The following is a 13280-nucleotide window of genomic DNA, read 5'->3' on the forward strand; positions in this document are numbered from 1 at the left end:
AAAAATCTTTAGACAATTTATTACATGAATGGTTCCCTGACTTACATCAAACAGCTACTTACTTCAAATAAGCGTCCTCAAATTAACTACAAAGTCCATTTAATTGCCTGGAGTATTTTTATCTTTTATGAATCATTTGCCGTTTGGCTGGCCACTGGAATAAAAGGACATGTACTTAGTTACGCGCTCCATTATGCCCTTAACATTGGGATTTTCTACATCCATGCCTTATTCATTTTACCTCTCGCGTTTAGAAAACCGAAGCAATTCATATGGAGAGTCCCCGTTTTAACAGCTATAGAGATCTTACTTTATATATTCGCAAGCTACCAAATTGACTATTTCTTAGCACATTTCACAACCGCAATCGAAATTGAAGACCTAAAAATCAACAACTGGTTCGTCTTTGGCAGCCTTTGGAGAGGTATTTACTTTATCGGATTTGCCTCTGGTTATTATTTCCTGAACAATTACTTAAAGGAACGAACTGCAAAAGCTCAACTTGAAAAGCAAGCCATGGAACAAGTTTTAAAAGAGAAAGATACTGCCATAGAGCTCTCTAATGCAAAAAATGCTTATTTACAGGCCCAGATCAACCCCCATTTCCTATTCAATACCTTAAATTTTATTTATAGTCAGACGCATAAAACTCAACCGGCAGCAGCAAAAGCGATTATATTACTGACTAATATTATGCGCTACGCCATTCAAACCGACCAGGGTGTCGCAATGATCCCTTTAGAAAAAGAGCTCGAGCAGGTAAGGCACCTGATAGATTTATGGCAAATCCGAAAAAAACAAGTACTAAACATCAAATTAGAATATGACGAGAGTTGCAAAACAGTACTATTCATTCCTTTGGTCCTATTAACCTTAACAGAAAACATATATAAGCATGGAGACCTCACTGAACCTTTAGCCCCAGCCCAGATTACAATTAGTTTCCAAAAAGACATATTGATAATTAACACCCATAACTTCATCAATACCGGACTGAAGCCACCTGGATTTAACTCTGGCCTGGAAAATATACGGTTGCGGTTATTTCATACTTATGGGGATAAAGCGAAATTGAAGTATGGACAGGAGCCAGACAACTATTTTAAAGTGACGGTCACAGTTTTAAAATGAGACTTGATTTTCGATAGATTAATTACTTTTCGTTGCGAAATTTCAAAATAACGCTAATTATTCTACGAATATCGCCCTAAACCTTTACCCACACTGATAGATTTACCACGAAAGACAGGGTATAATGATGCATATAAAGAACTACAGCCCCATAATGGAGGCCCTATTTTACCCTCCGCGCCTTCAATTTATCGTATTGACTAACCAAATGATACAAGTATGTTATTAAAGCATCAAAGAAATCAATCGAATCTTTAGCATCTTGCTGTGTTACTATCTGGTCATGAGAATGTGCTCCGTCATTTCCTATTAATCGTAATTCATTCGCCCAACTATGCAGCGTAGTTTCTAAAACATTTTTATTTTTAAGATTCTTTAATTTGTCAGCAAGATTTCCTTTCAGTTCCCCCTTATCATTACAGATTGCTTCAATACCCTTTCTACACATTATCACACAAGCATCATAAGCCTGCGCACGGTAACATTTTGCAGCTTCCTTATATGGATTAATTACAATTCCAGGAGCATTTTTCAGCGCAATATTATCTGTTACAGGATATAGCTGGGCTTTGCTGTTTATCCATGAATGCTCTTCAATATTTCGAAATTGCTCTTCGGTTAAAACAGGTCTATCACAGTTGAGGCATTTGCTCAATATAATTTCTGTTCCTTCATTCTGTAGCTCGTCTGTATAGGAAACATCATAGGTATATGTAAATATTACTCCCGTTTCTACAATCGAATTACATGCCGGACAATAATTTGGTGTTTTATATTTTATTTCAACGTCAATCATTTAGTGTTAGGATTTAATGGTTCCCTTATCTACTGGATATTACATTTGTCATAATTCACGCAATGCTTTGGACAAAATACATGATTAATATTACTTTGAGAAATTATTAATCTATTCTTTAAAACGTTACACATTTCAAAACAACAATATTAGCTTGAGAGCACAAGGAGTTTCAAGTCCCTGACTTAGATAGTCTCCTTTGTTCTCGGATAAGAAAGCATGTAAAAACGCATGATTAAGTTTAGTCCGATCTAGCTTTTCGATCCTTCTTAATCTGATCGATTATCATGTACACCACATAATTTAGCTTTGTATTTTTCTATATTCACAATGACATTAGACAACTCTACTTTGAGCATTGCCATTTTTTTTTAACAAAAATTAAAAAATTCTTAAAATATATTTCCAAAAGTAAATCATTATTATTTAAATAATTATAAAAACAAAGTATATTTAACCTTTATACGCACTGCTAAGTGCATAAATAAATCCAACCTAAACAGAGAATTAAATATGCCAATAATAAGACAACAGGTTTTACAGAACATCGAATTTACTCAATTAAAAAGCCTAGTAAATTTAAATATTGATTTTTCCCCTCATCCAATTACAGGGATTTTCGGGGTAAATGGAAGTGGGAAATCAAGTATCATACATGCTCTTTTAGCCATTTATAAGCCCGGAGATCAAGATGCTACCCGTAAGGATTATAAATTCAGTACTTTTTTCACGCCTACCACTCATACAACGTGGCTAGACAGCGCATTCAAAATAACCCATACATTTAGACAAGATCAGACTCTTGTTCCAAATGCCACCAGATTATATTCAAAGGTTACCAATCGCTGGAATCCTCGTTACACAAACAGACCTGAACGAGGTGTTTATTTTGTAGGATTGAACTCATGTGTTCCTGCAATTGAGCTGGAGCGAAGAGAGTCAATTATCAGTTTAACCACAGCTCTATTAAATGATGCCCTTTCAATTCTTATAAGAGATAGAGCGGGGTATATCATGAACAGGGATTATCAGGAATATAATCAACACACTACGACCAATAAACAATACATTGGGCTACGACATAATAATATTTCTTATTCTTCTTTAAGCATGGGTGCGGGAGAACAGCGCATTTTTAAAATATTAGATACTATTTTTAGGGCACAGCCCTATTCACTAATTATTATTGACGAAATTGATCTTACTTTACATACTGATGCCTTGAACCGTCTAATTGATGTACTTAAAACCAGAGCTACTGAAAAAAATTTACAAATTGTATTTACGAGTCATCGGGAGGAACTTGCCAAGAGAATAGACATTAATATTCGCCATATCTTTCAAACAGGAACAAATACCTTATGTTTCAATGCTACAAATCCTGATTGTATTTCAAGATTAACCGGTATACAACAAAGACCCATTGACCTATTCGTAGAGGACGACCTTGCCGAGGCGATTACCCGAAAAGTAGTTGAAGAACTTAGAATAGTAAGACACTGTTCAATTAAACGTATTGGTGCTGCCGTAAACTCCTTTCCCTTAGCAATGGGAATGCATTTAAAAGGTGAAAACATTGACAATATTTCTGTTTTTATAGATGGGGATATATATACTACACATGCTGAAAAAATTACACAAATGGCAAAAGTTTACTCTGGAACCGAGCCCACAGCAGTACAAAGGAGAAATGAAGCTATAAGTTGTATCCGTCAATTTGACTTACCAGAAGGAACGGCACCAGAAACTTTTATAAATAACTCTATACGAGCACTCAATGATGGTTCCGAAATTGTAGACGCTGCGATTGCCATTAATGCAGTATTGGATAAACATCACTACGTATCAACAATAGTTGAAAGGTTGGGTTATCCAAAACAACTTGGGCTGGCGAAGGTTGTGGAAACTTTTTCAGGAACTGCCGAATGGACAAATTATACACTTCCATTACGAACCTGGCTTGAATCCAGGATTATAGCATTGAATATGGAATAATGCACTTCCTCTACAATCTGCCAAGTGCTTTTGACTGATTTCTATCGGCAAATTGTATCTGAGTCTCACAAACAAGTTTTCTTGTTCTAGAACAGCGAAGTTGACTCCTCTGACCTTTTAACCCTGAGTTAGATAGCTTCGTCATTCTAGAACAAGAAAAAGTGGTTAAAACGCATGACAAGTGAGTCCCTATCACTCCCATTACCTTGAGCAACCCAAGGTTGAGGGTTCAACCTTTATCATTTACGGGTAAATGAAGCGTAAGTCAATAGAAATAGCCTATCAATTTTTTTCTCAAATTATTAATATCGAACTCAGTTATCACTTTAAATCCACCCCTCATCTGCAAAGGAATAATAACCATCATCAGGAGTTATAATTATATGATCTAAAATAGGCATATCCATAAATTTCCCAATCTGAACTAACCGATTTGTGATCTGAATATCAGCTGTACTTGGTTTTAAATTCCCTGAAGGATGGTTATGAAACAACATAATAGAGGTTGCAGCCGCTTTCAAAGCCGCACAAAAAACTAGCTTTGCATCTACAACAACCCCTGACATCCCTCCTGTCCCAACATGATAAACACCTAAAAGACGGTTATTCCGGTTTAATAATAAAATCTTAAATTCTTCTTGAAAAGCAATTGTATCAACATTCCAATATGCTTTCATGATTTCATATCCCTGTTTAGAACAACTGATCTGAGGCCTTTCACTAGCCTTGAATTTTGGCTGGTAACTGATTTTGATTTCAGAAATGTTTAGTAAGTCATTTTGAATTTGCAGGGTTTCCATAATTTCTAATTGTTAATAAAAAAAATAATTATGGTGCCCAATTTGTTTGGCGTAGGCATCAAGGGCAAAGTGGAGATCCGAAAAATGTGGAGGCTCCCAAGGGGATACCCATTTTTTGGATACAACTTTGGCGAAGCAACCCCAGATGATTACCGTCAGGCGACCTTCGTGCCGTTAATTGATTTTTTAACCAATAGAAATTATGCGGTTGCACAAAGTGGTTCGTTATTTCACAAAAACATACAGATTACGATAACGCATGATTCCCTCTGAATACCGGTTCATAACCAGTCCAAATCAATAAGTAAAGCATCACAAACCATTAATAAGCATATCAAAAAAAACGGACATAAATAACTTATTTTCAGTAAATTGCACTAACAAAAAAAAAACATCATTTAAATAACCAAAGAATTCACCAAAGACCATAGAGATATCGAAAACCTAGAATAGAAATTAGACCTTAATTTATGAAAACGCAAGATTTAGATTTATTGAAAGATTACGGGGAGTTTATTGCTGCATTATCAAATGCATATAATTATAGAAATATAATGGGATATCTTTCAAAAGAGCTTCACAAAAAAGTATGTGATTCCTATAGTGATTTATTTGCAAAATATGGAGATAAGGACCTATCATTGCTTAATAGAAAAGCAATAAATCAAGCAACTGCAATGCTATTAACTTATTTCATGTTTACAGGAATTCCTATAAATATGGAACCTGCATTTAAAAAACTAGAAATCGAGATCATAAAAAGTGTTTACCTATCCTAGATCATTCTTCGGCTTTTTCAAAAAACCTGCTAGAGATAGCGAACCTTTTTATTTACAATGAATATCAAAAACTGAATCTGCCAACAAAGCCAGTTCATAATTTATAACGAAACAGATTGCTCCTGTTCTCCCATAGTATCACCTCCAGGCTCCAACCCCACCAACTGCTCTGCTACTAGCTCCTCAATATCTCTTTTGATCTTTTCATAATTCTCTTTGATATCCAAAGCACTAACCATTTCTACAATCGGAATTGAGCGATATGATGCCTCCTCGCCAGCAATCCCACTATGATCATTCTGAATTTCCGCATGAAACATCTTCAGCTTAATCTTCCGATCTGGATTATCAGCCACCATCCCCACAAACTCACCTGATGAAAGAGATGAGATCTTCGCTGCCGGGACCGCAAAATCCAATTGCTTAGACCTGGAGATCGAAACATCCGAACTGTTGATACTACTACTCTCCCTGTCTTGCATGATCTTCCCAAAGGATTCGCTCAATTGTTTTGCCGTATCACCAGTCACCTGCCCACTGATGATATTCCCCACAATCCCGACAATTACATCAGCCTGTTCAGTGCCATAATCCTTTCGCAACTGACTAAAATCTTGCACCGCCAAAGTGGTCGCCACTTGATTACTTCTAGCTGTAGCAATCAAACTATCCATGTTGTTGAAATAAATTGTCGGAAATTCATCAAACACCAAACTACTTTTAAGTTGTCCCTTACGATTCACCAGTTTGATCATTGTGGAAATATAAAGCGAAAGCACTGCACCATAAACCTGTAGCTTTTGTGGGTTATTACCCATACAAATCACCTTAGGATCATCCGGATTATTTACGTCCAAAGTAAAATCCTTCCCGCTGAGCACATAATACAATTGGGGTGAACACAATCTGGCAAGACCAATCTTAGCTGAAGCAATTTGCCCCTCCAGTTGTGCCATCGCCTTATTCTGCCAGGCTGAGATAAAAGGATTCACCAGTACCTTAATTTCCTCTTGCTGCAACAACACCGCAAAAAGCCGATCATAATCCACCTGCATCAACTCAATCACATGCGGTAAGGTGCAAAACTTACCATTTTCATATTTACGCAAATACCAAATGATTGCCGTTAAAAAATTGATCGGACTCTCGACAAAAAAATCACCTTGTTTTTTAATCCATTCCCGGTTTAGCCCCATCATAATGGTCCTACTCGCCTCAGTAGCGTCCGTAATATCTTCCATTGCCTCAGGATCTAGGGGATTGCACCGATGACTACGGTTCAAATTATCAAAATTGATCACATAAAATTTAGGTTTTATTTTATAATGATGCTGGTACTTTAATAGCTTATTGTAAGCAATCTTGGAGAGATCATCGAACTTGAAATCGTATAAAAACATAGAAAAACCCTTTTTCAAATGCTGATCGATGACGTGACGAATTACAAAGTAAGACTTACCCGCACCAGGACTACCCGATACCAGCAGTCCCCTAAAAGGATTGATCACATTAATCCAGCTGTCTCTGATTTTAGCTCTCAACCGGTATTTTGCAGGAAGGTTAACTGAATACTCATTTTCCAAAAGCCGTTCCTCCTGCGGAAAGGTTTCATTCTCCAGGTTGAAGATATCTGGCCGTAACGTATCCTTAATGACCCTACTGAGCTTGGCTCCGCCGGCAAGGATCAGCAAATAACCACCGGTGGTTAAACTAATATATACCACTGTGACCAATTCTGCACCAATATTTAAATAAAAGCAACCTACACTGCTGAAATAAAGAACTCCACCTACCAATAAATAAACCACAATTGCAGCTACCTGGATCTTCTCCTGCTTTTTCCCTTTGATCCCAAACAAAGAAACCACAAGTAATAGTAAACTGACCAGTTTCGGCTTTAATAGACTACTAAATAAACCGGTTTTAGCGATAGCGGAAATGATGCGATCACTGATCTCCGCCGTCCACCCCCAATGTCGGAATACTAAATAACAGCAGAGGTAAAAATGGATGGACAAAATAAACAGACTAATCAGCCTGGTAAAATCAATAATCTTTCGTAGTGACTGCAAATCCTCTCCTGTATTCATGTCTTGATATTTTAATAATTACGATAAGCCCTGCCCATGCTCTGGCTGCTGTCCTTTTCTCCGTTTTCGTTTTTTCTTTCCCGGTTTCATTGAAATCGGATCGTATTCTGATTTAGCAAGCAGCATATCCAAAAAACTGTGCTGTTTGGGTATTGGCTCGAAAGATTTTACTGGTTGAATCCTATCCCGGGCATGCTCTTTCTGTTGATTCACAGCTCTTAATTTATCCTCCATCGCTAATCTAATCTTCAGACTCCCGTTCTTTTGGGCATTTGCATATTCAAAAGTCTCGGCCAGGCCTCGTTTAAAATCAAAAACCTGATCAAATACCCTTTCTCCGGAATTCTTAAACGCAGAACGGTCAAACTCACCAACCTTTTTAGAATGCTCCAAATTCCTTCCCCTGGATTTATTCATCGGACTGAGTTTACTTCTATTGCTGATATCTTTACGGCTGACAATCACCTGCAGGTGTAATTGCTCTCCAGGCTTTACTTCTCCAACTTTCATTAAGCCTTGGATGACCTCTGGATCCTTAAAACCATAATAACGGTAGTGCTCCAATTTCCCATACCAAAGCAAATCCCGATGGCTTTCAATTCCAGGTCGTTTAAAATTCCGGGCGTATTCATCCATCACCTTAATTGCATATGCCTTTAACTGCTGCTCTAGCTGCTGTTCATCATATATAGTTTTCAAATGGGCAATCTCTTTTTGACTAGGGCTAATGTTGATCAAAAAGAACTTAGCATCATCCCTACATAACTTAGCAATATTGCTATCCAGATTCATTTTCACCTCATAGGATGGTACATCTACCCTGCTGCCATTAAACCAGAGCTCAAGCTTTGCATCCTCACTCATCCTATTCTCCTTATCCAGGTAATGTACCAGCTGTGCGCTGCTCCCTTTATTGTTCCCTTTTTCACTATCTGTAATATTAATGTGCATCGCATTAGAGTTTAGAAATGAGTTTTTGGGTACACAGAATCAATTCTTCCTTTTCTTTCGCCGAGGTGGTAAAACCGAAACTATCTCTAGCCTTAATGTAACTGTTCAAAATATAGAGGAATTTCATTTTCAGATCGCTTCGACTTTGCTGCTCTTCCCGTAAGTTATTCATTAGCGTAGATATTTCGGTTAAATGCTTTATGATCCCTTGCTGAATGCCTAATAGTTCTTTATTCACTTTTAAAACCTGCTCGTTGAAGTATTTAACAATCTGCTCTTGACTGTTAATCATCCGGCTCACATCCTGTCTGATGGGAATCAGCAAGAGCTTTTCCTGAGCTTTAATGAAACTGGTATAGGTATCATGATTTCTGGAGAGCGCTTTCTTCAATAGCTCATCGCTGGTATCTGCGGGATCCTTACCAGAACGGAGGAAGTAATCCACCATCTGGTTAAACAACTGAAGCTTATTCCTGCCTAATTTCAAACAGAGCTTTTCAATTTTATCATCAGTACCTACTGTAAAACGTATCGACTTCACCTTTTCTTCTTTCATGACTTTTTAGAACTGGGTATGCCTTAGGGTATACCATCTTCGTGGATAAATACTATTTAAAAGAACCAAAGTATACCCGGAGTATACTTAACACCCCATTTGCAAAGCAAAAGGAGGTAAAAGTGAGGCTCTGCCCAACTTCCGCTTGCTCCTTTGACTCGTCCTAAAATACGTTTACGATTTTTTATTCTTGATCCTGCATTAGATTTACAGCAGCATCGTAGTCCTGAATAGGATTTACAATAGTACTGTTTTTGTGGTAATAATTCTTCCATAATCGCTGGGGTAATGTGTTTCCAGCATGAACTTGCTCAGGAGTTAAATTTCCTATGCTCATATGGGGCCTTTCCTCGTTGTAGAGCTTAATTACAAAGTCCAGAACCTGTTTTCCTTCTTCCAAATTGTTAACGCTATAGCTGCTTAAATATTCATTTTTTATAATTCCGTTAACACGTTCGGCAATGGCATTATCCCTGGGATCTCCACTTTCAGTCATACTTATTTTCACCGTACTTTCCTCCAGCGTCTGTATATACTCATTGCAGCAGTACTGTAAGCCGCGGTCTGAATGATGACAGAGGAATTCGATGTTCTCTGCATTAGATAATGCCATTTTCAAGGCCTTAACCGTTTCTACAGCCAAAAGGTTATCGGCAACATTATATCCAATAATCTTTCTTGAAAAGGCATCCGTAATGAAGCTGATATACAAAAACTTATCATTTATCTTCCAGTAAGTAATGTCACTTACCCATAAGCGGTTTGCCGCCCCAGGCACAAAACCCTTTATTAGATTTGGAAATTTTCGGTACATGTGAAAGGAATTAGTTGTTGATATTCTCCGCTTGTACCTCTTTACCAACAAACCATGCGTTGATAATAGATCAAATAAGGCATCCCGTCCCATTTTTATCTGATGTTCCAAAAGAAACGGTTGAATCAGCTCATAAAGCTTTCTTGTTCCCATATGTCTATGATCTTTTCTCATCTCAATAACTTTTTTTAATACTAGCTCTTGTTCTATGGTGATAGCCTGGTTATGCCACCAATGCTGATAATAGGCTTGCCTGGTCATACCAAGTATTCGACAGATGCGTGCAAGGCTTTTCCGCTTGTTTCTGTCTTTCATTTCAAAGATTACTTGGTGAATGACTTTTTTCTAATGTTAATTTTCAACTCACGTTCCACTAGTTCTATCATCACCAGGTAGGCTTGTTCTCGAATCTGGCTATCCTCCAGCTGCAATTTTAATTGCCTTATTTCTGCATCTCTTTCATCTTTTTCAGGCAATTCAACGAGTTTATTTGTACTAGGTTTATCCTTCATATAGAATGAAATAGGTTTTTTCTTGACACTGTCGTCAATGTAACCCAATTGCCGCATAAACTTCAAAATTTTGCCACATTCCCGATGGCTTCCCGTAAATTCCTTCCAGATCGCCTGTTTGGACTTACCCCCTTCAAGGAATGCCTTGACAATAGTGTGCTTCTGCTGCGTACTGAAATACATGCCTGGCCGCTGTTTGGCTCTTTCTTTTTTTTCCATTTTTTTGTCCTTTTTGGGTGTAAACCCATTTTAGGACAAGACACTTTTCTTTGAAGAGAAAGGACTTTTCTGCATTGTGCGTGCCCATCATAGTTCACCGTTATTGTCCAATAATGTGATGCGACTGGCAAGGCTGGGATGGTATGATGGTTCGTATTCAATGAGACCCTTTGCTATCAGGTCGCCCATGCATTTGTGGTAGGTTGCATAGGAAAGGATAGCCGAATGTTTCATCAGTTCCCGCCTTGAAACGCGAAACGGATTTTGGCATGACGCCCTCTCATAGTACATGAGTATGGCAGAATAAAGGTTAAGGTGCGATTGACGGAAACGCCTGTTTCTGCTCACAAGTTTCAGGAAATTGGCCAGCTGCTCTGCGGTTCCCATTACGAATTTCCGATTTCGCCCAACAACTGTTCAATATCCGCATGAGCATAGTAGAAAATGCCACCGATCTTTTCATAGGGTAGTACCCCTTTAATGCGAAGGTTCTGCAACGTGCCCGAAGAAATCTTCAATAGCTTCCTTACTTCCGAGCTTCGAAGAAACTGTTTGTGGGTTACCGTTTCATCGGTTCTGATGGTCTGTTTGATCTCCTCTATAAGTTCGGACTTGAACCTGTGGAGCTCTTCTCTGGTTAAGATCTCGATCTGCATAATGCCTCCGTTTTTAAGTTTACAGAAGCAAATTTGTGGTGGGTAACCTTGGAAACAATGACCATACGATCAGTCTGGTCATATATAGTGGATGAACTGCCTGCTACTTTTTGACAGCTTCTATCGGTACAACTTTGAAAAGGCGATGCTCTGATTGTATCGAAGTACCTTTTATAGCTACATCTCCTTTTTTGTCGACAAAGTAGTTGCGTGCAGTTTCAATGGGAATGTCCTTTCCTCCATGGGAAAAATATCTGGCGATCATTTTTGCATAAGGGATTTTGTGGTCACTCTTGAGCAGTTTTCTGCCTGATGGCAGTTGTACTTCGCGGAGCTGTTGGATAATATCAATAAATGTTGGTAGGTGGCCATCATCGATCAGTATCTTTAATGAAACTTCGTATTCGTTCAGTTCTGCAAGTTTAGTGCTAAGCTTTTCGAGCTTGGCTTTCTGGTTCTGGATAAGTTCGTCTTTTTCGGCAATAACAATATGTGATGGCCTTGCATCCCATTCATCTATGCTATTCAGGTATTTTTGGAAAAGTTGGAGCTTTGCAAGGTTCTGCCTGTGCATAGCGTGTTTACTTGAGAAAGGATCTTGCATCTCGAAGTGTTTGATCCTAGTTTCTACGATGTGCCATACATGGTGGAAGAAATCCTCTTCACTTGCAAGATTATTTTTTAGGCTATAGTCCAGATGGTGATTATAATAATAAGAGAAATACGTTTGATCCATTCTGTAAATTTTTAGCAGAAAATGATTGTCATCATGGCTTAACCATAAGCCTATGAAAGTTCCCAAATCATAATGGTGCGACGAAAATGAAAATGGTTTACGGGGCTTGAAATAACTTGTTTTCATAGGCGAAATTCTGAGTTAAACTAGATTAAGATAATGGAACAAGAATTTTGCCGAAAAACGCCTTTAACAAAAGATATAAAAAGTTTTCTGGTATAAACACAACCAAGCTCGAATTTGCCTGTATTCAGTGATTTCAAAATCGCCTAAAAATAAAAAAGCCCTTTTAGGATCTTAAAGGGCTTTTGGGTCAGTGGCGGTGAGTAAATCGAACCATTTTGTAGATGAATTGATCGAAATAGGTGGTTTTTCAAAAATTCTTAAAGCATAAAAATGCACAATCGATCTAAGGTAACTAACCTCCCTAATTAGGAAATTCTCTAGCAGATTATAGTCTCTTTAAAAAACCACCAAGCTTCAAATTGATTAATCATTTTCGATAACCAAGTTAACCTTAGACCTATGCAACCCAATCAAAAATTTGAATTTTACTAAGCTGCAATAATGGCTTCTAAAGCTTCCACCAATTGAACTAGATTAAAAATTTCATCCACAATTGCTTTGTTATGTGATAAAAGTAAATCTGGCATGGCTAAAAGACTTTTGAAGTCATCCCTTTCGTGGTCTTTAGGAAGAAAGTTCTGCATGATCAAAGAATTATTATGGGCGAATTCATTTCGATCTAAATCATTCAATGCAACTTTTACCCGCACGAGCCACTGATAGTTAACATTATCTTGTAAAATTAGATAATCTACTAAAAGTTGATCCACCACATTGGCAAAGTAGGTGATTTTTAAAGCTTTTGGCTTTTTCAGGTAAGTGTTGAGAACCAAACCAACCCTATTCCAGTACGAATAAATGGAGTGAATTGAAGACTCAATCATAAAAGTGTACCTGTGGTTATAAACATTTGGCCTTCCTGAAACGGTGCTTATCTTATCTCTAAACAAAAAGCAACTTGCTATCCCAAAATGAATCTGGCTGCTTAGCGCTTGGATTTCATATAAAAAATGATACCCGTATTCATCCTCCAGCTTACTAAAAAAACTTAGCCTTGCTAATCTTGGCCAATAGCAATTATCGTCATAGTGGTTTTGTATGCCAACTAGATTGGTGATTTCAAGTTCATCTGAAATATTCAAAAGGACTTGATTAAGATTAACATAGTATTCTTCCATG

Annotated in this window: 13 protein-coding genes; 3 read left to right on the forward strand and 10 right to left on the reverse strand. The window is 37.7% G+C overall.

All coding sequences use genetic code 11. The features are described from left to right. Positions 1-24: 24 nt before the first annotated feature. Positions 25-1131, forward strand: a complete 1107-nt coding sequence (locus OQX61_RS02155; RefSeq protein WP_265839998.1) for a sensor histidine kinase — start codon at positions 25-27, stop codon at positions 1129-1131. 163 nt (positions 1132-1294) lie between these two features. Here OQX61_RS02155 and OQX61_RS02160 read toward each other — a convergent pair whose 3' ends face one another. Further along, on the reverse strand, positions 1295-1927 hold the full coding sequence (locus OQX61_RS02160) for a DUF4145 domain-containing protein (RefSeq protein WP_265839999.1): 633 nt from the start codon (positions 1925-1927) through the stop codon (positions 1295-1297). 513 nt (positions 1928-2440) lie between these two features. Here OQX61_RS02160 and OQX61_RS02165 point away from each other — a divergent pair. Then, positions 2441-3922 (forward strand): AAA family ATPase, encoded by a 1482-nt coding sequence (locus OQX61_RS02165; RefSeq protein ID WP_265840000.1) that lies wholly within the window; start codon positions 2441-2443, stop codon positions 3920-3922. Positions 3923-4248: 326 nt separating this feature from the next. Here the strand turns inward: OQX61_RS02165 and OQX61_RS02170 are convergent, their stop codons facing one another. Beyond that, the gene (locus OQX61_RS02170; RefSeq protein ID WP_265840001.1) at positions 4249-4722 is read right to left on the reverse strand and encodes a JAB domain-containing protein; all 474 of its coding nucleotides are present in this window, start codon (positions 4720-4722) and stop codon (positions 4249-4251) included. Between the two features lie 470 nt (positions 4723-5192). Here OQX61_RS02170 and OQX61_RS02175 point away from each other — a divergent pair, with 470 nt between their 5' ends. Next, positions 5193-5501, forward strand: a complete 309-nt coding sequence (locus OQX61_RS02175) for a hypothetical protein (protein WP_265840002.1) — start codon at positions 5193-5195, stop codon at positions 5499-5501. A 101-nt stretch (positions 5502-5602) separates the two neighbouring features. Here the strand turns inward: OQX61_RS02175 and mobC are convergent, their stop codons facing one another. From mobC to OQX61_RS02215, 8 genes are all read right to left on the reverse strand, one after another. Next, positions 5603-7591: a conjugal transfer protein MobC gene (gene mobC, locus OQX61_RS02180; RefSeq protein ID WP_265840003.1), complete on the reverse strand. Its 1989-nt coding sequence runs from the start codon at positions 7589-7591 to the stop codon at positions 5603-5605. Positions 7592-7609: 18 nt separating this feature from the next. After that, positions 7610-8542, reverse strand: a complete 933-nt coding sequence (locus OQX61_RS02185; RefSeq protein WP_265840004.1) for a DUF5712 family protein — start codon at positions 8540-8542, stop codon at positions 7610-7612. 4 nt (positions 8543-8546) lie between these two features. Next, complete coding sequence (locus tag OQX61_RS02190) at positions 8547-9098, reverse strand: BfmA/BtgA family mobilization protein (protein ID WP_265840005.1); 552 nt, start codon at positions 9096-9098, stop codon at positions 8547-8549. 184 nt (positions 9099-9282) lie between these two features. Beyond that, positions 9283-10227, reverse strand: a complete 945-nt coding sequence (locus tag OQX61_RS02195; protein WP_265840006.1) for an IS3 family transposase — start codon at positions 10225-10227, stop codon at positions 9283-9285. Between the two features lie 8 nt (positions 10228-10235). Continuing rightward, positions 10236-10643 carry a hypothetical protein gene (locus OQX61_RS02200; protein ID WP_265840007.1) on the reverse strand — a complete coding sequence of 136 codons (408 nt, stop codon included), beginning with the start codon at positions 10641-10643 and terminating at the stop codon, positions 10236-10238. 386 nt (positions 10644-11029) lie between these two features. Next, positions 11030-11299 carry a helix-turn-helix domain-containing protein gene (locus OQX61_RS02205; protein WP_265840008.1) on the reverse strand — a complete coding sequence of 90 codons (270 nt, stop codon included), beginning with the start codon at positions 11297-11299 and terminating at the stop codon, positions 11030-11032. 103 nt (positions 11300-11402) lie between these two features. Further along, on the reverse strand, positions 11403-12035 hold the full coding sequence (locus tag OQX61_RS02210; RefSeq protein ID WP_265840009.1) for a hypothetical protein: 633 nt from the start codon (positions 12033-12035) through the stop codon (positions 11403-11405). A gap of 554 nt (positions 12036-12589) precedes the next feature. After that, positions 12590-13279, reverse strand: a complete 690-nt coding sequence (locus tag OQX61_RS02215) for a hypothetical protein (protein WP_265840010.1) — start codon at positions 13277-13279, stop codon at positions 12590-12592. Position 13280 lies beyond the last annotated feature (1 nt).

This window comes from Pedobacter sp. PLR, from assembly GCF_026239675.1.
Lineage (GTDB): Bacteria > Bacteroidota > Bacteroidia > Sphingobacteriales > Sphingobacteriaceae > Pedobacter.

Excerpts from the sequence above, each read along its gene's own strand:
- OQX61_RS02205 (WP_265840008.1), bottom strand. The coding sequence starts at position 11,299 with ATGCAGATCGAGATCTTAACCAGAGAAGAGCTCCACAGGTTCAAGTCC.
- OQX61_RS02190 (WP_265840005.1), bottom strand. The coding sequence starts at position 9,098 with ATGAAAGAAGAAAAGGTGAAGTCGATACGTTTTACAGTAGGTACTGAT.
- OQX61_RS02195 (WP_265840006.1), bottom strand. The coding sequence starts at position 10,227 with ATGAAAGACAGAAACAAGCGGAAAAGCCTTGCACGCATCTGTCGAATA.
- OQX61_RS02200 (WP_265840007.1), bottom strand. The coding sequence starts at position 10,643 with ATGGAAAAAAAAGAAAGAGCCAAACAGCGGCCAGGCATGTATTTCAGT.
- mobC (WP_265840003.1), bottom strand. The coding sequence starts at position 7,591 with ATGAATACAGGAGAGGATTTGCAGTCACTACGAAAGATTATTGATTTT.
- OQX61_RS02215 (WP_265840010.1), bottom strand. The coding sequence starts at position 13,279 with ATGGAAGAATACTATGTTAATCTTAATCAAGTCCTTTTGAATATTTCA.
- OQX61_RS02160 (WP_265839999.1), bottom strand. The coding sequence starts at position 1,927 with ATGATTGACGTTGAAATAAAATATAAAACACCAAATTATTGTCCGGCA.
- OQX61_RS02155 (WP_265839998.1), top strand. The coding sequence starts at position 25 with ATGAATGGTTCCCTGACTTACATCAAACAGCTACTTACTTCAAATAAG.
- OQX61_RS02175 (WP_265840002.1), top strand. The coding sequence starts at position 5,193 with ATGAAAACGCAAGATTTAGATTTATTGAAAGATTACGGGGAGTTTATT.
- OQX61_RS02210 (WP_265840009.1), bottom strand. The coding sequence starts at position 12,035 with ATGGATCAAACGTATTTCTCTTATTATTATAATCACCATCTGGACTAT.
- OQX61_RS02185 (WP_265840004.1), bottom strand. The coding sequence starts at position 8,542 with ATGCACATTAATATTACAGATAGTGAAAAAGGGAACAATAAAGGGAGC.
- OQX61_RS02170 (WP_265840001.1), bottom strand. The coding sequence starts at position 4,722 with ATGGAAACCCTGCAAATTCAAAATGACTTACTAAACATTTCTGAAATC.
- OQX61_RS02165 (WP_265840000.1), top strand. The coding sequence starts at position 2,441 with ATGCCAATAATAAGACAACAGGTTTTACAGAACATCGAATTTACTCAA.